The organism is Halovulum marinum (assembly GCF_009697225.1).
GTDB lineage: Bacteria > Pseudomonadota > Alphaproteobacteria > Rhodobacterales > Rhodobacteraceae > Halovulum > Halovulum marinum.
The window spans coordinates 89,902-108,261 of sequence record NZ_WIND01000006.1 but is presented as its reverse complement, the minus strand read 5'-3'; the positions used below and the strand labels follow the sequence as shown (position 1 = coordinate 108,261).

The 18,360-nt window shown below is 70.5% G+C and carries 17 protein-coding genes; 6 read left to right on the top strand and 11 right to left on the bottom strand.

Going from position 1 to position 18,360, the window contains the following annotated elements; all coding sequences use genetic code 11:
* Positions 1–38 precede the first annotated feature (38 nt).
* Both GE300_RS10110 and hemB read right to left on the bottom strand, forming a co-directional pair.
* Positions 39–581 carry a lipid-binding SYLF domain-containing protein gene (locus GE300_RS10110; protein WP_154446439.1) on the bottom strand — a complete coding sequence of 181 codons (543 nt, stop codon included), beginning with the start codon at positions 579–581 and terminating at the stop codon, positions 39–41.
* A gap of 156 nt (positions 582–737) precedes the next feature.
* Positions 738–1,730, bottom strand: coding sequence for a porphobilinogen synthase (gene hemB / locus GE300_RS10105; protein WP_154446438.1), 993 nt, complete (start codon positions 1,728–1,730; stop codon positions 738–740).
* A gap of 132 nt (positions 1,731–1,862) precedes the next feature.
* Between hemB and GE300_RS10100 the strand changes: the two genes are divergently transcribed.
* A complete protein-coding gene (locus tag GE300_RS10100; RefSeq protein WP_154446437.1) occupies positions 1,863–2,387 on the top strand; it encodes a hypothetical protein in 525 nt (174 codons plus the stop codon).
* A gap of 85 nt (positions 2,388–2,472) precedes the next feature.
* Positions 2,473–5,928, top strand: coding sequence for a transcription-repair coupling factor (gene mfd / locus GE300_RS10095; protein WP_154446436.1), 3,456 nt, complete (start codon positions 2,473–2,475; stop codon positions 5,926–5,928).
* Between the two features lie 236 nt (positions 5,929–6,164).
* Here the strand turns inward: mfd and GE300_RS10090 are convergent, their stop codons facing one another.
* The gene (locus GE300_RS10090) at positions 6,165–6,398 is read right to left on the bottom strand and encodes a hypothetical protein (protein ID WP_154446435.1); all 234 of its coding nucleotides are present in this window, start codon (positions 6,396–6,398) and stop codon (positions 6,165–6,167) included.
* A gap of 217 nt (positions 6,399–6,615) precedes the next feature.
* Entirely contained in the window at positions 6,616–7,290 is a 675-nt protein-coding gene (locus tag GE300_RS10085) for a DsbA family oxidoreductase (protein WP_154446434.1), read from the bottom strand.
* A gap of 120 nt (positions 7,291–7,410) precedes the next feature.
* Between GE300_RS10085 and GE300_RS10080 the strand changes: the two genes are divergently transcribed.
* Positions 7,411–8,040, top strand: coding sequence for a helix-turn-helix domain-containing protein (locus GE300_RS10080; RefSeq protein WP_233416918.1), 630 nt, complete (start codon positions 7,411–7,413; stop codon positions 8,038–8,040).
* Here GE300_RS10080 and GE300_RS10075 read toward each other — a convergent pair.
* Positions 8,037–9,083 carry a patatin-like phospholipase family protein gene (locus GE300_RS10075; protein ID WP_154446432.1) on the bottom strand — a complete coding sequence of 349 codons (1,047 nt, stop codon included), beginning with the start codon at positions 9,081–9,083 and terminating at the stop codon, positions 8,037–8,039. The genes GE300_RS10080 and GE300_RS10075 overlap by 4 nt on opposite strands.
* A 22-nt stretch (positions 9,084–9,105) precedes the next feature.
* Positions 9,106–9,891: a 3-hydroxybutyrate dehydrogenase gene (locus GE300_RS10070; protein WP_154446431.1), complete on the bottom strand. Its 786-nt coding sequence runs from the start codon at positions 9,889–9,891 to the stop codon at positions 9,106–9,108.
* Positions 9,892–10,180: 289 nt separating this feature from the next.
* On the opposite strand from GE300_RS10070, the gene GE300_RS10065 reads away from it, so the two are divergent.
* The gene (locus tag GE300_RS10065) at positions 10,181–12,001 is read left to right on the top strand and encodes an extracellular solute-binding protein (RefSeq protein WP_154446430.1); all 1,821 of its coding nucleotides are present in this window, start codon (positions 10,181–10,183) and stop codon (positions 11,999–12,001) included.
* Between the two features lie 3 nt (positions 12,002–12,004).
* On the opposite strand, the gene GE300_RS10060 is transcribed toward GE300_RS10065, so the two are convergent.
* From GE300_RS10060 to GE300_RS10045, 4 genes are read right to left on the bottom strand one after another with little or no spacing between them, the layout of a single operon-like run.
* Positions 12,005–12,610, bottom strand: coding sequence for a LysE/ArgO family amino acid transporter (locus GE300_RS10060; RefSeq protein ID WP_325063186.1), 606 nt, complete (start codon positions 12,608–12,610; stop codon positions 12,005–12,007).
* Positions 12,611–12,638: 28 nt separating this feature from the next.
* Positions 12,639–13,379 (bottom strand): DUF502 domain-containing protein, encoded by a 741-nt coding sequence (locus GE300_RS10055; protein ID WP_154446429.1) that lies wholly within the window; start codon positions 13,377–13,379, stop codon positions 12,639–12,641.
* Positions 13,380–13,407: 28 nt separating this feature from the next.
* Positions 13,408–14,349 (bottom strand): pseudouridine-5'-phosphate glycosidase, encoded by a 942-nt coding sequence (locus tag GE300_RS10050; RefSeq protein ID WP_154446428.1) that lies wholly within the window; start codon positions 14,347–14,349, stop codon positions 13,408–13,410.
* Complete coding sequence (locus GE300_RS10045) at positions 14,346–15,239, bottom strand: PfkB family carbohydrate kinase (protein WP_154446427.1); 894 nt, start codon at positions 15,237–15,239, stop codon at positions 14,346–14,348. The genes GE300_RS10050 and GE300_RS10045 overlap by 4 nt, the downstream gene beginning before the upstream one ends.
* A 269-nt stretch (positions 15,240–15,508) precedes the next feature.
* On the opposite strand from GE300_RS10045, the gene rpsB reads away from it, so the two are divergent.
* Positions 15,509–16,279: a 30S ribosomal protein S2 gene (gene rpsB, locus GE300_RS10040; RefSeq protein WP_154446426.1), complete on the top strand. Its 771-nt coding sequence runs from the start codon at positions 15,509–15,511 to the stop codon at positions 16,277–16,279.
* A 119-nt stretch (positions 16,280–16,398) separates the two neighbouring features.
* Complete coding sequence (tsf, locus tag GE300_RS10035; RefSeq protein WP_154446425.1) at positions 16,399–17,274, top strand: translation elongation factor Ts; 876 nt, start codon at positions 16,399–16,401, stop codon at positions 17,272–17,274.
* Positions 17,275–17,400: 126 nt separating this feature from the next.
* Here tsf and GE300_RS10030 read toward each other — a convergent pair whose 3' ends face one another.
* On the bottom strand, positions 17,401–18,099 hold the full coding sequence (locus GE300_RS10030) for a hypothetical protein (RefSeq protein WP_154446424.1): 699 nt from the start codon (positions 18,097–18,099) through the stop codon (positions 17,401–17,403).
* Between the last annotated feature and the right edge of the window lie 261 nt (positions 18,100–18,360).

Genomic DNA, 18,360 nt, shown 5'->3' with positions numbered 1-18,360 from the left:
AACCTGTCCGGTGCCCGCCCCTGGGGCAAGTCAAGCCGTCAGCGGATCAGGCGGTTGTACTTCGCGCCTTCGAGGCTGGCGCCCAGAAGCAGGCCGCGCTGGCCGTAGACCACCTCGTAGATCGGCTGCTGCAGCGTCGTCGAGGACACCCCGGCGGCGATGCCGTCCTCCAGCACCGTCGCCTCGGCATCGACGCCAAGCTGCCAGCCGTCGGCCTGCCGGAAGTTCGCCAGCGCCGCCGGCGAGATGAAGAACAGCGCCTGGCCGAAGGTCTGCACCCCGGCCTGGAAGCCCAGCGAGGCGGCGCCGACCGAGATGTAGTCCACCACCGCGTCGCCCACCAGCAGCGCGCCCTCGCCGTAGGAGCCGCCGACGATCAGCCCGCCCTTGACGATCTCGGGGATGATCAGCATCCCGGCCGAGCGCTCGGCCAGGCCGCGCAGCGAGGGGTACTGCGCGAACAGCTCGTTGCGGCTGGCGCGGACCCGCGCCTCGAGCTCCGAGCCGTTGGCGCGCGGGGCGCAGGCCGCCAGCGAGGCGGCGCCGCCGGTCAGGATTACGTTGCGTCTTGTCACGGACATCTGTGTCGCGCTCCTTGCATGAATGAATGCCTCGACCGCCGGTCTGACGCCGACTGTTTCCCATGGATACACGCTCGCGCGGGCGCTGTCACCGCCCGCGCCGGCGGTTTCTCGCCGGGCGCGGATACCGGCCTTGCGGCGCGGCGCCGCGGCGGATCACAGCGCACGCGCCAGCTCGGGCGCGAAATAGGTCAGCACCCCGTCGCAGCCGGCGCGCTTGAACGCGGTCAGGCTTTCGGCGACGATCCGGTCGCGGTCGACCCAGCCGCTGGCGGCGGCGGCGGCGATCATCGCGTACTCGCCCGAGACCTGATAGGCGAAGGTCGGCACGCCGAACTCGCGCTTTACCCGGGTGCAGATGTCCAGATACGGCATGCCGGGCTTGACCATCACCATGTCCGCGCCCTCGGCCAGGTCGGCGGCGACCTCGCGCAGCGCCTCGTCGCCGTTGCGCGGGTCCATCTGGTAGGATTTCTTGTCGCCCTTCAGTGCGCCCGACGCGCCGACCGCGTCGCGGAACGGGCCGTAGAACGCCGAGGCGTACTTGGCGGCGTAGCTGAGGATCGTCACGTCCTGGAAATCGTGGCTTTCCAGCGCCCGGCGGATGACGCCGATGCGGCCGTCCATCATGTCCGACGGGCCGAGGATGTCGGCGCCGGCCTCGGCCTGGGCCAGGGCCTGCTTCTCCAGTGCCAGCAGGGTTTCGTCGTTCACCACCACGCCGCCGCGCACCAGCCCGTCGTGGCCATCGGAATTGTACGGATCCAGCGCCACGTCCAGCATCACCCCCAGCTCCGGCACCGTCGCCTTGATCGCGCGGGTCGCGGTGTTGACCAGGTTGTCGGGGTTCCAGGCCTCCTCCGCCTCGGGGGTCTTCACCGCCGGGTCGGTGTAGGGAAACAGCGCCACGCAGGGGATGCCCAGATCCGCCGCCTCGCGCGCGGCCTCGACCGCCAGGTCCACCGACAGCCGGTCGACGCCGGGCATCGACGGCACCGGCTCGCGCCGGGTCTCGCCGCCGGTGACGAAGATCGGCCACAGCAGGTCGGCGGGCGACAGCCGCGTCTCGGCGACCAGTTCGCGGATCCAGCCCGCGCGCCGCAGGCGGCGGGGCCGGGACAGGGGGAAGGGCGCGGGGATCGGCGGCATCGGCGGGCTCCTGCGGTTTGCGACGTTCCTGCCAGAGTCGCGCGCCGTCGGCAAGAATGACGGCGGAAGCGATTGAATTTCCCGCGCGATCCGGTAGGTCAGACCGGACACACCCGGTGCCGGAGCCCCTTCATGGACATTGTGCGCGAATTCATGAGCCCCGACAGCTTCTGGACGCTGTGGTTCTGGATCGCGCATGTGGTGGCCTGGTCGATGGCCTCGCATTTCGCCATGGGCGTGCCCTATGACATGATCGTCGAGGCGAACCGGGAGACGGCCGAGGACGGCCCCTGGGCGCGCGCCACCGAGGCGATGATCCTGGCGCAGGCGTTCCGCTTCACGGCGATGGCGCGCCGCTTCGGCGTCGCCGCGGCGGCTGCGGTCGCCTTCCTGTTGTCGATGCTGGTGACGCTTGGCCTGCACACCGACATCGAGTTCGCCCGCGCCGTGGCCACGATCCTGGGGCCGCTGACGCTGATCTACGTGCTGACCGTCCGCACCGCCTTCCGGATCGAGCAGACGCACGCGCGCGGCGCCGCGCTGCGCCGGATGATCCGCACCCAGCGCCTGCAGAACCAGATGATCGGGCTGATGGCGATCGCGATCGCCGTGGCGGTCGCGGTGTGGGAGGTGATGCGGAACATCGTTCCGATCTGATCGCGCCGCCGGCCACGCCGGCCATACCGGCCAAGCCGGCCACGCCGGCCTTGCCGCCGCCGCCCGCAGGGCCTAAATCGCGCCCATGAAAGCCGAAGCTCCCCTCTCGCCAGGTCGCGTGACGATCGGTGGCGCGCCCGAAGGATTCGACGCGACCGTGCTGGCCGCGCTGGCGCAGCGCGGCGCGGCGCCGGTGCTGCACGTCGCCCGCGACGCGGCCCGGCTCGAGGCGATGCGCGCCGCGCTCGGCTTCTTCGCGCCGGAGCTGCCGGTGATGGCCTTTCCGGCCTGGGACTGCCTGCCCTACGACCGGATCTCGCCCGCCGCCGAGGTGTCGGCCGCGCGGATGTCGGTGCTGGCGGCGCTGGCCGATGCGCCCGCGGGGCCGATGGTGGTGCTGACCACGCTGGCCGCGGTCACCCAGCGGGTGCCGGCGCGGGCCACGCTGCGCGACGCCCGCTTCTCGGCGAGGGTCGGCCAGCAGATCGACGTCGAGGCGCTGCGCGCCTTTCTGGTGCGGATGGGCTTCACGCAATCGCCGACGGTGACCGAACCGGGGGATTTCGCGGTCCGCGGCGGGCTGATCGACATCTTCCCGCCGGGCGCGCCGCAGCCGCTGCGGCTGGACCTGTTCGGCGACGTGCTCGACGGCATCCGCCGCTTCGATCCCGGCACCCAGCGCAGCGCCGAGCCCGAGCGGCGCATCGACCTGGCGCCGGCGTCCGAGGTGATCCTGGACGCCGAGGCGATCCAGCGCTTCCGCCAGACCTACCGGGCGACGTTCGGCGCGGCCGGCTCGGACGATCCGCTCTACGAGGCGGTCAGCGCCGGCCGCAAGCATCAGGGCATGGAGCACTGGGCGCCGTTCTTCCACGACGACCTGGAGACGCTGTTCGACTACCTGCCCGCCGCGCCGGTGGTGCTGGACGACAAGCTCGACGCCGCCCGCGAGGCGCGCTGGACCTCGATCGTCGACCAGTACCAGAACCGGGCCGAGGCGCTGAAGTCCCGCGACCGGATGCAGACCGTCTACAAGCCGGTGCCGCCGGAGCAGTTCTATCTCGACGGCGGCGCCTGGGACGCGGCGCTGCACGGCCACGCGGTGCGGCAGCTGTCGGTGCTGCCGCAGCCCACGGGGCTGGGCGTCACCGACGCCGGCGGCCGCGTCGGGCGCAACTTCGCCCCCGAGCGCCAGCGCGAGGAGATCAGCCTGTTCGGCGCGCTGGCCGACCACATCCGCGGCCGGCGCGGCGACGGCCACGTGATCCTGGCGACCTATTCCGAGGGCGCGCGCGAGCGCATGGCCGCGCTGCTGGAGGATGCCGGGCTGGCCGACGCGCAGGTGCTGGCGGACTATCGCGAGCTGCCCGCCGGCAAGGGCGGGCTGTTCGTGGCGGTGCTGGGCATCGAGGGCGGCTTCACCACCTCCGGGCTGACGGTGATCTCGGAGCAGGACATCCTCGGCGACCGGCTGATCCGCGCCCCGCGCCGGCGGCGGCGGGCCGAGAATTTCGTCTCCGAGGCGACCAGCCTGCATCCGGGCGATCTGGTGGTGCACCTGGAGCATGGCGTGGGCCGGTTCAACGGCCTCGAGACGCTGACCGCCGCCGGCGCGCCGCACGAATGCATCGCGCTGGAATACGCCGGCGGCGACCGGCTGTTCCTGCCGGTCGAGAACGTCGAGCTGCTGTCGCGCTACGGCCACGAGGAAGGGCTGCTGGACCGGCTGGGCGGTGGCGCCTGGCAGGCCAAGAAGGCCAGGCTGAAGGAACGCATCAAGGAGATGGCGGATCAGCTGATCCGCATCGCCGCCGAACGTGCGCTGCGCACCGCGCCCGAGTTCACCCCGCCCGACGGGCTGTGGGACGAGTTCTGCGCGCGCTTTCCCTACCAGGAGACCGACGACCAGCTGAACGCGATCCAGGACGTGCTCGAGGATCTGGGCTCGGGCCGGCCGATGGACCGGCTGGTCTGTGGCGACGTCGGCTTCGGCAAGACCGAGGTGGCGTTGCGCGCGGCCTTCGTCGCGGCCATGTCCGGCCACCAGGTCGCGGTGATCGCGCCGACCACGCTGCTGGCGCGCCAGCACGCCAAGGCGTTTGCCGACCGGTTCCGCGGCATGCCGGTGAAGGTGCGGCAGCTGTCGCGCTTCGTCGGCCAGAAAGAGGCCGCCGAGACCCGCGAGGGGCTGGCCCGGGGCACCGTCGAGATCGTCGTCGGCACCCACGCGCTGCTGGCGAAATCGGTGAAGTTCGCGCACCTGGGCCTGGTCGTCATCGACGAGGAGCAGAAGTTCGGCGTCACCCACAAGGAACGGCTGAAGCAGCTGCGCTCCGAGGTGCACGTGCTGACGATGACCGCGACGCCGATCCCGCGCACGCTGCAGCTGGCGCTGACCGGGGTGCGGGACCTGTCGCTGATCGCGACGCCGCCCATCGACCGGCTGGCGATCCGGACCTATGTCAGCGAGTTCGACGGGGTGACGATCCGCGAGGCGCTGCTGCGCGAGCACTACCGCGGCGGGCAGAGCTTCTTCGTCGTGCCGCGGGTCTCGGACGTCGCCGAGATCGAGGCGTTCCTGCGCGAGCAGGTGCCCGAGGTGAAGGTGCTGGTCGCGCACGGCCAGATGGCGGCGGGCGACCTGGACCGCCGGATGAACGCCTTCTACGACGGCCAGTACGACGTGCTGGTGGCCACCACCATCGTCGAGTCGGGGCTGGACATCCCGGCGGCGAACACGCTGATCGTGCATCGCGCGGACATGTTCGGGCTGGCGCAGCTGTACCAGATCCGCGGCCGGGTGGGGCGCTCGAAACTGCGCGCCTATGCCTATTTCACCACCCAGCCGCGCGCCCGGCTGACGCCGGCGGCCGAGCGGCGGCTGCGGGTGCTGGGCTCGCTCGACAGTCTGGGGGCGGGGTTCACGCTGGCCAGCCAGGACCTGGACATCCGCGGCGCCGGCAACCTGCTGGGCGACGAGCAGTCGGGCCATGTGCGCGAGGTCGGCTACGAACTGTACCAGGACATGCTGGAAGAGGCGATCGCCAAGATGAAGGCGGGCGAGCTGGAGGGCCTGTCCGAGGCCGACGCCGGCTGGGCGCCGCAGATCAACCTGGGCGTGCCGGTGCTGATCCCCGAGGACTACGTGCCAGACCTGGACGTGCGTCTGGGGCTGTACCGCCGGCTGTCGGGCCTGTCCTCGAAGGTGGAGCTGGAGGGCTTCGCCGCCGAGTTGATCGACCGTTTCGGCAAACTGCCGAAGGAGGTCAACACGCTGCTGAACGTGGTGCGCATCAAGACCATGTGCAAGCGCGCTGGCATCGCCAAGCTGGACGGCGGCCCGAAGGGCGCGACGATCCAGTTCCACAACGACAAGTACGCCAATCCCGCCGGGCTGGTGACGTTCCTGCAGGCGCAGGAGGGGCTGGCGAAGGTGCGCGAGAACAAGATCGTCGTGCGCCGCGACTGGCAGCGCGAGGCGGACAAGATCAAGGGGGCGTTCGCGATCGCCTCGGACCTGGCGAAGCTGGCCGCGGAATAGATCCGGATAGATCTTCGCGCCCGGCCTGGAAGGGAATCCGCCGCGCGGCGAGCGGGTCGGCGCGCGACGGCCTTCGTGATGGTGGCGGCCTTCGCGGTGGTCGCGGCCTGCTACGGTGCAGCGTCCGGCGACGGTCGCGCGCTCACCGGCGCCGGACGCGTCCGGCGCGCATGGTCATCCAGAACTTTCCGCGCCCGAAGCGCCGTCGAACGGGCGGCGACGAACGGGCGGCGCGGTCAGAAGATCGCCGACGCCAGCCCCATCATGGCGCGGCCGATGGTGCTGCGCTTGTGCATTCCGGCGGGGCTTTGCGGGGTGTCGGCGGTCATTTCGCACCCGGCGCCGCCATCACAGTTCAGGCTGGCGGCAGTCGTCGTCGCCGTTTCGCCCTTCGAGATTTCGGGTGCAGGCGGTTGGGTGCATGCGCTCAGCGTCAGTGCGAGTATGACCAGGGAGGTGCTGCTTTTCATTTCGGTATCCTGGTGGCTGTCTTCTGCGGGTTACGCACACATCTTGGCAAGATTCGGTTTGCAACCGATGAACAAGCTGAAATGTTACGGGCACAATTCGACGCAAAAAAGCCCGGTTTAAAAGCTCTCGCCCGATTGTTGCCATTTTGTTGGGTTTCGCGCACCGGCTGGGGAAGTCTGTATTCCGGCGGCCGGCGTTCGGTTCGCGTCGCGCGCGTCAGCTCCCCTGACCGGATCGCGCGGTATTCTGCAATTCATGCGTCTTTTCAACAAGCTCGTCGATGATCTTCAACCAAGTCCCGGTGTCCTGCGCGCCGGTCACCGCGTATGTGCCGCCGATGACGAAGGTCGGCACTCCGGTCACACCCATCTCGCGCGCGCGGGCATCCAGCGCCCGCACCTCGGCCAGGTCGGCGTCGCCCAGCAGCAGGCGGGCGGTCACCTCGGCGTCCATCCCCACGGTGCGCGCGACGTCCGCCAGCACCGCCGCGTCGCCGATGTCCTGTCCCTTGAGGAAGTAGCGGTGGAACAGCTGGTTCGCGGCCAGCGTCTGCCGCCCCTCGATCCCGGCCCAGTGCAGCAGCCGGTGGGCGTCGAGCGTGTTCGGCGTGCGCGGGATGGCGTCGAAGTCGATCTCCAGCCCGCTGGCCCGCGCCTCGCGCGCGACATGGGCGTAGACCTGCGCCGCGCGCTCGCGGCCGCCGAACTTGGCCTCCAGGTAGGCGGCGCGCTCCATGCCCGCGCGCGGCATCTCCGGGTTCAGCTGGAACGGCAGCCAGCGGATCTCGAACGGGTGGTCCGGCCGCGCCTCCAGCGCCCGGTCCAGCCGGACCTTGCCGATATGGCACCAGGGGCAGATCGGGTCGGAGATGATGTCGAGCGTGGTGGTCATGACGTGTCCTTTCCGGCGCGCACGCCGGTTGTCATTCGGGCCGGTTCCGGCCTATTGAAGCCTTCTACCGCGCCTGCGGCGGGGATTGAACCCGCGCCGGGCGCCAGCGAGGAGGCCCCGTTGGTAGACGAGCGCAAGATACCGTCGCTGCTGAAGGTCGCGCGCGGCGACGGCAATGCCGAGCCGGTGGAATCGCTGGAACTGGGCAAGCGCGTGCGCGAACTGCGCAAGGCGCGCAACTGGACGCTGGAGCAGGCGGCGCGCAAGGCCGGGCTGGCGCGCTCGACCCTGTCGAAGATCGAGAACGACCAGATGTCGCCGACCTTCGAGGCGGTGCAGAAGCTGGCGCACGGGCTGGACATCTCGATCCCGCAGCTGTTCACCCCGCCCAAGACCGACAAGGTGATGGGCCGCCGCGCGGTGACGATGGCGGGCGAGGGGCAGCCGCACCCGACCAAGACCTACGAGCACGAGATCCTGGCGACCGACCTGCGCTCCAAGCAGATGCTGCCGTACCGGACCATCGTGCGCGCGCGCAGCTTCGACGATTTCGAGGGCTGGGTCCGGCACGACGGCGAGGAATTCCTGTATGTGCTGTCGGGCATCGTCGAGTTCTACACCGAGTTCTACGCCCCGGTCCGGCTGCGCCGCGGCGACAGTGCCTATTACGACGCGGCGATGGGGCACAACGTGATCTCGGTCAGCGAGGACGACGCCACGATCCTGTGGGTGACCTCGGTCGAGACCTAGCCGAACATCGCCCGCAGATCGACCGTGCCGCGCTGGCCCAGATCGTCCCGGTGCGCTTCCAGGAACGCCGCCATCCGGTCGCGCCCGGCCTGTTTCAGCGACAGCAGGAACCCGCGGTTCGGGGTCAGCTTGGTGGCGACGCCCAGGCTGGCCATCAGCTCGTCGTCCATGATCGAGTGGATCAGCACGTCCTTCATCGTGCCCGGCTGCACCGCGCCGTCCTCGATCAGCCGGCGGACGAAATCGATCGCGCGCAGCTCGCGCAGCAGCGACGAGTTGAAGCTGATCTCGTTGATCCGGTTCATGATCTGCATCGCCGAGCGCGGCACCTGCTCGCGGTGGGTCGGGTTGATGTGCACGATCAGGATGTCGCGGCTCTCGGTCTGGTAGAACAGCGGAAACAGCGCCGGGTTGCCGGTGTAGCCGCCGTCCCAGTACGCCTCCAGCCGGCCGGTCGCGGGGTCCTCGATCTCGACCGCCTGGTACAGCGTCGGCAGGCAGGCCGAGGCCAGCAGGCTGTCGACGCCGATCTCGTCGCCGGCGAAGATCTTGATCTTGCCGGTGCGCACGTTGGTGGCCGAGACGAACAGCTTCGGCCCGCCCAGCGCGCAGACCTTGTCGAAATCCAGCATCTTCTCGACCACCGCGCGCAGCGGGTGGATGCCCAGCGGATTGATCTCGTAGGGCGAGAACAGGCGCGTCGCCATGTCCACCGCCAGATAGCCGGCGCTGTTCTCCAGCAGGCTGCTGAACCGTCCGGGCGCCGGCATGAACCCGGTCAGCCAGGTCTGCACCATGTCGTTGGGCAGCACCGTGTGCGCCGAGATCTCCTCCCAGAACGCGTCCAGCTTGGCGCGTGCGCCGTCGCGGCCGTCGATCATCCAGCCGTATTTCAGCGCCGCCGCGTTCATCGCCCCGGCCGAGGTCGCGGTGATGCCCTCGATCTCGATGTCGGGCTCTTCCAGCAGCCGGTCGAGCACGCCCCAGGTGAAGGCGCCATGCGCGCCGCCGCCCTGCAGCGCGAGGTTGATGCGGGTGGTCATCGCGGCACCGCGCGGCCGCGGCTCAAAGCGCGGTCCAGCCGCCGTCGACCGAAATCGTCGTGCCGGTGATCTGATCGGCGTGCGGCGAGCACAGGAACACGACGTTGCCGCCGATCTGCTCGATGGTGGCGAACTGCTTCGACGGCTGCCGCTCCAGCAGCACCTCGCGCTCCACCTGCTCGCGGGTCATGCCGTACTTCTTCATCGTGTCGGGGATCTGCGCCTCGACCAGCGGCGTCAGCACATAGCCCGGGCAGATCGCGTTGCAGGTGATCGGCTCCTGCGCCGTTTCCAGCGCCGTCACCTTGGTCAGCCCGACGACGCCGTGCTTGGCGGTGACATAGGCCGACTTGAACGGCGAGGCGGTCAGCCCATGCGCCGAGGCGATGTTGATCACCCGGCCCCAGCCCGCCGCGCGCATGCGGGGCAGGGCGGCGGCGGTGGTGTGGAACGCCGAGGTCATGTTGATGGAGATGATCGCGTCCCATTTCTCGACCGGGAAATCGGGAATCGCGGCGACGTGCTGGATGCCGGCGTTGTTCACCAGAATGTCGGCGCCGCCGAAGGTCTCGGCCGCGGTGTCGACCAGCTTCCGGCAGGCGGCGCCGTCCGACATGTCGGCCTGCACATAGATCGCCTTGGCGCCGGTGTCCTGCGCCAGCTTCCCGGCCAGGGCGTGATCCTCGTCGCTGTCGGTGAACGAGTTCAGCACCACGTTCGCGCCCTGTTCGGCCAGCGCCCGGGCGACGCCAAGGCCGATCCCCGAGGTCGACCCGGTCACGACCGCCGTCTTTCCGCTGATGCTCATCGCCGATGCTCCTCTGCTGCCGATTCCCCGGATGTCCCGACCTTATGTTGCGGTTGCGAAAAGGCAAACGCCGCTTGCGGTTTGTCAGGGGGGAAGGCAAAAAAAAACGCCGGCACGAGGCCGGCGTTCAGTTATTGAGGCAGGTTTCATACAGGCAAGAAACCTATCGAGCAGTGCCCCCTTTATACGGAAAATTCGCGCCGCGTCCAAGATAAAAATTCAAGCATCGCGCCGGGTTGGGTATGGTCCTTCAAAAATCGGCACAAGACAGCAGCAGGAGACAGGCAGAATGCATCTGAATCGGCGGATCGCGGCCCTGGCGGCCGCCTGTGTGGCGGTGGCGTCGGCGGCGCTCGCAGAACCCGAACACGGGCTTGCCATGTATGGCGAGCCCGCGCTGCCACCGGATTTTGTGTCCTTGCCCTATGCGAATCCCGATGCGCCCAAGGGCGGGCGCATCGTCTTCGGCGAGGGCGGCGGCTTCGACGCGTTCAACCCCTACATCCTGAAGGGCCGCTCGCCCTACGGGCTGCGGGTGCATGTGTTCGAGTCGCTGATGGGGCGGTCCTGGGACGAGCCGTTCACCCTGTACGGGCTGCTGGCCGAATCGGTCGAGACCGGGCCGAATCGCGAATGGGTTGAATTTCAGCTAAGACCCGAGGCGAAATTCTCGGACGGCACGCCGCTGACCGTGGACGACGTGATCTGGTCGTTCGAGACCCTGGCCGAGAAGGGGCTGCCGCGCTACGCCAACGCCTGGGACAAGGTCGAGAGCGTCGAGAAGGTCGGCGCGCGCGGGCTGCGCTTCACCTTCTCCGAGCAGGACAACGAGCTGCCGCTGATCCTCGGGCTGCGCCCGGTGCTGAACCCGCGCGACTGGGAGGGGCGGGATTTCGCCGAAAGCACGCTGGACGTGCCCACCGCGACCGGCCCCTACACCGTCGGCAGGTTCGAGCCGGGCCGCTTCATCGAGTTCGTGCGCGACCCGGACTACTGGGGCAAGGACCTGCCGTTCAACCGCGGCCAGCACAATCTCGACGTCATCCGCTACGAATACTACGCCGACGGCGACGTGATTTTCGAGGCGTTCCGCGCCGGCGAGGTGTCCACCTTCCGCGAATCGAACCCGGCGAAATGGGCGCGCGACTACGACTTCCCCGCCGTCCGCGACGGCCGGATCGTGAAGTCCGAGATCCCGCACCAGCGCCCGTCGGGGATGGAGGGCTTCGTGTTCAACACCCGGCGCGAGCCGTTCCGGGACTGGCGCGTGCGCGAGGCGCTGATCCAGGCGTTCAACTTCGATTTCGTGAACCGGACGCTGAACGACGGCGCCTACAAGCGGATCACCAGCTATTTCTCGAACTCGGACCTGGCGATGCAGCCCGGTGCCGCCGAGGGCAAGGTGGCCGAACTGCTGGCGCCGTTCGAGGACACGCTGCTTCCCGGCGCGCTCGACGGCTACGGCCTTCCCGAGAACACCTCCGGCGGCCGCGATCGCGCCGCGATCCGCCGCGCCTCGGCGCTGCTGGAAGAGGCCGGCTGGACGATCCGGCAGGGCACGCTGCGCAATGCCGACGGCGAGGCGTTCACGCTGACGATCTCGCTCGACAGTTCGGCGCGGCTGATCTCGCTGACCCCGTCCGAGCAGGAGGCGGTGGCCAATATCTGGCGCGACAGCCTGGCGCGGCTGGGCATCGCCGCCGAGATCGAACTGGTCGACAGCGCCCAGTTCGCCGAGCGCAAGGATGCCTACGACTTCGACGTGATCATCAACCGCTGGGGCCTCAGCCTCAGCCCCGGCAACGAGCAGTACCTGTACTGGGGCTCGGACGGCGTCGAGCAGCCGGGCACCCGCAACTACATGGGCATGGACAGCCCGGCCGCCGAGGCGATGATCGACGCCATGCTGACCGCCGACGACCACGACGGTTTCGTCGCCGCGGTCCGGGCGCTGGACCGGGTGCTGATGGCGGGCCGCTACGTGGTGCCGTTTTGGTTCGCCGACCGCACGCTGATGGCGCACAAGGCGACGCTGCGCTTTCCGGACACGCTGCCGGTCTACGGCGACTGGATCGGCTTCCTGCCGGACGTGTGGTGGTCCGAGGAATGAGCCTCAGGCGCTGGCCAGCAGCCCGCCGGCCAGCGCCCACATCACCAGCGCGATCGCCCCGTCCAGCCAGCGCCAGGCGCGCGGCGAGCGCATCAACGGCGCCAGCAGCCGCGCGCCGTATCCCAGCCCGAAGAAGAAGACGAACGAGGCGCTGACCGCGCCCAGGCCGAAGGCCAGCCGGGCGGCGCCCTCGAACGCGGTCGAGATCGCCCCCAGCAGCGCCAGCGTGTCCAGGTAGACGTGCGGGTTCAGCCAGGTGAACGTCAGGCAGGTCAGCAGCGCCGCGCGCAGGCTTTGTGTCGCGGTGGCGTCGTCGATGGCGTGGCCGCCGGCCAGCGCGGCGCGGGCGCGCAGCGCGCCGTAGACCAGCAGGAACGCCGCGCCCGCCAGCGCCATCGCCCGCGGCAGCCAGGGCGCGGCGCCGACCAGCGCGCCGAAACCGGCGATGCCGGCGGCGATCAGCACCGCGTCCGACAGCGCGCAGACCAGGCAGATCCAGAACACGTGCGCCCGCAGCAGCCCCTGGCGCAGCACGAAGGCGTTCTGCGCCCCGATCGCCAGGATCAGCGCGAACGCCGAGGCGAAGCCGGTCGCGGCCGCGCCGGTCACGCCGCCTTCGCCGCCGTCCGGTGGCGGCTCATTTCGCGGCGGTGACCCTGCGCGGCGCCGCCGGCCGCGCCGGGGCCGGCGCCGGACGGCGGCCGGCGGCGATTTCCTCGGCGGTGGGCGGCACCACCAGCCCGGCCGAGATTACCAGCTTGGCGGCCTCTTCCACGCTCATGTCCAGCAGCACCACGTCGCCGCGCGGCACGAACAGCAGGAACCCCGAGGTCGGGTTCGGCGTGGTGGGCAGGAACACGCTGACCATCTCGCTGCGGCCGGCCTTGGCCGGGATCTCGCCGCCGGTCTCGGTCGAGACGAACGCCACCGCCCACAGGCCGCGGCGCGGGTACTCGATCAGGCAGGCCTTCTGGAACGAGCCGCCGGACTGTTTCAGCACCGTCTCGACGATCTGCTTGACCGCGGTGTAGATCGACCGGACCACCGGCGTGCGGTCGAACAGGCTCTCGCCCCAGCGCACCAGCTGGCGGCCGAACAGGCCCTTGGTCAGCGCGCCGACGCCGGCGGTGAACAGCAGGAAGATGACCACGCCGAACCCGGCGATGTTCTTGCCCAGGTAGGTCGCCGGGTTGTAGGCGTCGGGAACGAACGGCACCACGCGCGCGTCGATGAAATTGATCGCCGTCCAGATCACCCAGATCGTCAGCGTCACCGGCGCGACGATCACCAGCCCGGTCAGGAAGTTAGTGCGGGTCCGGTGCCACAGGCTGGGCCGGTTGCGGCGCGCGCGACGTCTTTGGAGGATCTTCTTGGCCATGATGTCCGTTGCTGGAGACCGGCTTAACCTAGTGCGCGTCCGCGGCGGCCGCAACACGGCCGGCGTGCAGCGCGCAGGCAATTTCCGCCGCCAGGCGCGCATTGTTCAGGACCAGGGCGATGTTGGCCTCGAGCGAGCGTCCCCCGGTCAGCTCGAGAATCCGCTGCAGCAGGAAGGGCGTCACCTGCTTCGCGGCAATGCCGTCGGCGCGCGCCGCGTCCAGCGCCGCCGCGATGTGCGGCGCCAGCTCCTCGGCGGGGATCTCGGCATCGGCGGGGATCGGGTTGGCGACCAGCTGGCCGCCGGGCAGCCCCAGCCGCCGCCGCATCGCGAAGGCGGCGGCGATCGACGCGGCATCGTCCAGCCGCGCCGGCGCCGGGCAGCGGCTGTCGCGCGACCAGAACGCCGGCAGGTTGTCCTGGCCGACGGCGATCACCGGCACGCCGCGCGTCTCCAGCACCTCCAGCGTGCGCGGGATGTCCAGGATCGCCTTCGGACCGGCGGCGACGACGCAGACCGGGGTCTCGGCCAGCTCGGTCAGGTCGGCCGAGATGTCGAGGCTGTCCTCGGCGCCGCGGTGCACGCCGCCGATGCCGCCGGTGGCGAAGACCTCGATGCCGGCGGCGTGGGCGGCGATCATCGTCGCCGCCACCGTGGTCGCGCCGGTGCGCCCCAGCGCCAGCGCCACGGCCAGATCGGCGCGCGACAGTTTCCAGACCTCGCGCTCCTGCGCCAGCGCCTCCAGTGCGCCGTCGTCCAGCCCGATCCGGATCCGTCCGCCGCGCACCGCGATGGTGGCCGGCACCGCGCCCGCCCGGCGCACCTGCGCCTCGACCGCGCGGGCGGTCTGCAGGTTGCGCGGATAGGGCATGCCGTGGGTGATGATGGTGCTTTCCAGCGCCACCACCGGCCGGCCGGCGGCGCGCGCGGCGGCGACCTCGGGCGAGAACGAAAGCGGGGCTGCGGTCATGGGGCCACCTGCTGGCAGATGTGCGCGGCCGCCGCGGCGATCGCGGTGTCCAGCGCGGTTTCGGGGGCGTCGCCGCGCCGCGTCGCGTCCAGGTGCGCGGCAAGAAAGGCGTCTCCGGCGCCGGTGGTGGTGCGGGCCGGGACCGGCGGCGGGGTGGATGTGACGCAGGTCGCGCCGACGGCGTGCGCCGCCGCGCGCGCGCCGTCGGTCACCACCACCTGCGCCGCGCCCAGCGCGACCAGCGCCCGCGCCGCCTCGGCGGCGTCGGCCAGCGCCCGCCGGGCCAGGATCTCGGCCTCGATCCGGTTCACGTAGAGCACGCTGTCCGGGTGCCGCATCGCCCGGCGCAGCCGCTCTGCCTTGCCCGGGCTGGCGGGGACCAGCGCCAGCCGCAGGCCGGCGAACGCCGGATCGGCCGGCAGCGCGTCCAGCAGCGGCTGCGGGAAGTTGCCGTCGATCACCGCCATCCCGCGCCACGGCACGCGGGCGCTGCCCAGCCGGCCGTCGCGCAGCGGCGCCAGCACCGCCGCGCCGCTGTCCTCGAGCGCGGCGCAGTCGGCGACGGCGGCGAACACCTCGCCGGCCGGATCCTCGATCGCCAGATAGCTGTCGGTGGCGGCGTCGGAGCGGGCGACATGCACGCAGCGGACCCCGGCACGCTCGGCCAGCGCGATCAGCGCCTCGCCCTCGGCGTCGCGGCCGACGCACGACAGCAGCGCCACCGGCGTCCGCCGCGCCGCCAGCGCCAGCGCCACGTTCAGCGCCACGCCGCCGGGCTGGCGGCCGATCCGGCCGGGCACGTCGAAGCCCGGACGCATGCGCCGCCCGGTGCGGGCGATGATGTCCCACAGCGCCGAGCCGGCGCACAGGATGGGGGTGTCGGGGTCCATGCCCGAGCAATGGCGGCAAACCCCGCGCCGGTCAATTCGCATGCGCCCCCGGGGCGGCGTTTACGCGGCGGCAGGCGGCGGCGGAGGGCGGCGGCGGTGGCCTGCCGGCGCGGGGCTTGCGGTCGCGCGCGAAACCGGGTAACGACCGCGCACTGCAAATCCACAGGCGGGGTTCGCGGCCGGCGGGGGAGACATCCCCGGCGGTCCACCGGTTGGGATCTCCGGATCCTCACTCCCCGCCGAGGCGAAACCGGAAAGGAAACGGACGCATGGCTCTTCCCGAGTTCACGTTGCGCCAGCTGCTGGAAGCTGGCGTTCACTTCGGCCACCAGACGCACCGCTGGAACCCCCGCATGGGTCAGTACATCTACGGCGCGCGCAACGGCATCCACATTCTCGACCTGACGCAGACCGTGCCGCTGCTGGACGCGGCGCTGCATGCGGTTCAGCAGACCGTCGCCAAGGGCGGCCGGATCCTGTTCGTCGGCACCAAGCGCCAGGCGCAGAAGCCCGTTGCCGACGGCGCCGAGCGCTGCGCGCAGTACTACATGAACCACCGCTGGCTGGGCGGCACGCTGACCAACTGGAAGACCGTGTCGGCCTCGATCTCGCGGCTGAAGAACATCGACGAGCAGATGGAGACCGGCGCCGAGGGCCTGACCAAGAAAGAGCGCCTGAACATGGAGCGCGAGCAGGCCAAGCTGCAGGCCAGCCTGGGCGGCATCCGCGAGATGGGCGGACTGCCGGACCTGCTGTTCGTGGTCGACGTCAACAAGGAAGCCCTGGCCGTGACCGAGGCGCGCAAGCTGGGCATCCCGGTGGTCGCGATCCTCGACACCAACTCCTCGCCCGAGGGCATCGACTTCCCGATTCCGGGCAACGACGACGCCGCCCGCGCCATCGCGCTGTATTGCGATCTGGTCGCCGGCGCGGCGCTGGACGGCATGGCCGCGCAGATGGGCTCGGAAGGCATCGACCTGGGCGAGATGGAAGAGGTCGTGGGCGAAGAGGCCCTGACCGAGGCCACCGCCGACAGCTGACGCCGCCGGGCGTCACATCCCTGTCGCGGTCCGGCGCTATCGCCCCGCGGCAGGCCGATCCCGTATCGGGCCGGGGGCCAGTGTCCCCGGCCGCCTGAGCAAATCCAAGGAGAGCACCGATGGCGATCACCGCTGCGATGGTGAAGGAACTGCGCGAGAAGTCCGGCGCCGGCATGATGGATGCCAAGAAGGCGCTGACCGAGACCGACGGCGACATGGAAGCCGCGATCGACTGGCTGCGCACCAAGGGTCTGGCCAAGGCCGCGAAGAAATCCGGCCGCACCGCCGCCGAGGGTCTGGTGGCCGTGAAGGTCGACGGCGGCACCGGCGTCGCGGTCGAGATCAACTCGGAAACCGACTTCGTCGCCAAGAACGCCGAGTTCCAGGCCATGGTCGCCGGCATCGCCGACGCCGCCCTGGGCGCGGACGACGTCGAGGGGCTGAAGGCCGCTGCGATGAACGGCAAGACCGTGGGCGAGGTGGTCACCGACAAGATCGCCACCATCGGCGAGAACATGACCCTGCGCCGGATGGCCAAGGTGTCCGGCGACAGCGTCGCCGCCTATGTCCACAACGCCGCCGCCGACGGCATGGGCAAGATCGGCGTGCTGGTCGCGCTGAAGGGCGCCGACAGCGGCATCGGCAAGCAGATCGCCATGCACATCGCCGCCACCAGCCCGGCCTCGCTGTCCGAGACCGACCTGGACCAGGCGCTGGTCGAGCGCGAGAAGCAGGTGCTGACCGAGCAGGCCCGCGAAAGCGGCAAGCCCGAGCAGGTGATCGAGAAGATGATCGTCGGCCGGATGAAGAAGTTCTTCGAGGAAGTCACGCTGGTGAACCAGAAGTTCGTGATGAACCCGGACGTGACCGTGGGCGACGCCGCCAGCGATGCCGGGGTCGAGATCCTCGGTTTCGTCCGTCTCGAGGTCGGCGAGGGCATCGAGAAGGAAGCCGAGGATTTCGCCGCCGAGGTCGCCAAGACGATGAACGGCTGAGCCCCGGCCGCCGTCGCCGGACCTTGCGAGATTTCCGGGGCCGCAGCACTGCTGCGGCCCTTTTTCGTGCGTCCGGGATTTTCCGGGGCCTTGCCGCAGGTGCCGGGTTCGCGCCGGCAGGCGGGGTCAGCGCAGCTCGACGATGTTCCAGCCGCCGGCCTCGCGGCAGGCGGTGCCGCGTTGCAGCGGGCCGTCGCCGAACCTGGCCTCGAAGCCGCGGCACGGGCTGCCGGCGCGCGTCCCGCGCTCGAGCGGGCGCAGGAAATACCCCAGCCCGGTCTGCGGGTTGGCGAATTCGAACGCGCGGCCGGGCTCGGCGTATTCCAGCGCCGAGCCGATGCAGCGGCGGTCCCGGTCGTCGATCTTCGCGCCGATCTCGCGGCCGAGCAGCCCGCCCAGCACGGTCCCGGCAACGACCGTCACCGTGTCGCCGTCGCCGACCCGGGTGCCGGCGGCGGCGCCGATGCCCGCGCCGATCAGCGCGCCGAGCGCATCCGAGTTGCAGTCGCGGCGCCGGACCGCCGGGCGCGGCGCGGGCACCACGGCGCGCGGCGCGGCCACCACCTGCGCGGATGGCGGCGCGAAGCGGGGAAAGCGCGCCACGTGCGAGCAGTCGCCCTTGCTTTTCTGCTTCACCTCGTTCTTGCCGTACTTCATCTCGTATTTGAACTCGCAGCGGCCGTCCTTGTACTCGTACTTGTACTTGTCGTGCTTCGACTCGACCTTGATCTTGGGCGCGTCGGCCTGGGCCGGCAGCGGTGCGGCCACGGTGCCCAGGGCGGTCACGGACGCGAGGGCGAGGGCGAACAGGTTCACTGGTTTCAAGACGTGGTTTCCCCGGTTGTCGTCACAGCACTGGACGAAGGTTGTCGGCGGGCAGGGCCCTGAACCGCGTAGTGCGCCCAGCCGTCAGTTCCCAGCGCGCCGGCGCCGCGCCGCCGCGATCGGCTGACTTTGGCTGATGCGCGGCGCGCGCCGGGTCCGGCCGCCACACGACCCGCCCGCCGACGCTTGATCGGCGCGGCCGGCGGCGATAATGTTCGCCCGCTCCCCGTGCGGCGATGGCGTCGCCGCGACCTTCGGGGC

Bases quoted from the DNA above. Each gene is read 5' to 3' on its own strand.
- GE300_RS10075 (WP_154446432.1), bottom strand. From the start codon at position 9,083: ATGACCACCCGCATCAACCTCGCGCTGCAGGGCGGCGGCGCGCATGGC.
- mfd (WP_154446436.1), top strand. From the start codon at position 2,473: ATGAAAGCCGAAGCTCCCCTCTCGCCAGGTCGCGTGACGATCGGTGGC.
- GE300_RS10050 (WP_154446428.1), bottom strand. From the start codon at position 14,349: ATGACCGCAGCCCCGCTTTCGTTCTCGCCCGAGGTCGCCGCCGCGCGC.
- rpsB (WP_154446426.1), top strand. From the start codon at position 15,509: ATGGCTCTTCCCGAGTTCACGTTGCGCCAGCTGCTGGAAGCTGGCGTT.
- GE300_RS10070 (WP_154446431.1), bottom strand. From the start codon at position 9,891: ATGAGCATCAGCGGAAAGACGGCGGTCGTGACCGGGTCGACCTCGGGG.
- GE300_RS10100 (WP_154446437.1), top strand. From the start codon at position 1,863: ATGGACATTGTGCGCGAATTCATGAGCCCCGACAGCTTCTGGACGCTG.
- GE300_RS10085 (WP_154446434.1), bottom strand. From the start codon at position 7,290: ATGACCACCACGCTCGACATCATCTCCGACCCGATCTGCCCCTGGTGC.
- GE300_RS10045 (WP_154446427.1), bottom strand. From the start codon at position 15,239: ATGGACCCCGACACCCCCATCCTGTGCGCCGGCTCGGCGCTGTGGGAC.
- hemB (WP_154446438.1), bottom strand. From the start codon at position 1,730: ATGCCGCCGATCCCCGCGCCCTTCCCCCTGTCCCGGCCCCGCCGCCTG.
- GE300_RS10090 (WP_154446435.1), bottom strand. From the start codon at position 6,398: ATGAAAAGCAGCACCTCCCTGGTCATACTCGCACTGACGCTGAGCGCA.
- tsf (WP_154446425.1), top strand. From the start codon at position 16,399: ATGGCGATCACCGCTGCGATGGTGAAGGAACTGCGCGAGAAGTCCGGC.
- GE300_RS10055 (WP_154446429.1), bottom strand. From the start codon at position 13,379: ATGGCCAAGAAGATCCTCCAAAGACGTCGCGCGCGCCGCAACCGGCCC.
- GE300_RS10065 (WP_154446430.1), top strand. From the start codon at position 10,181: ATGCATCTGAATCGGCGGATCGCGGCCCTGGCGGCCGCCTGTGTGGCG.
- GE300_RS10110 (WP_154446439.1), bottom strand. From the start codon at position 581: ATGTCCGTGACAAGACGCAACGTAATCCTGACCGGCGGCGCCGCCTCG.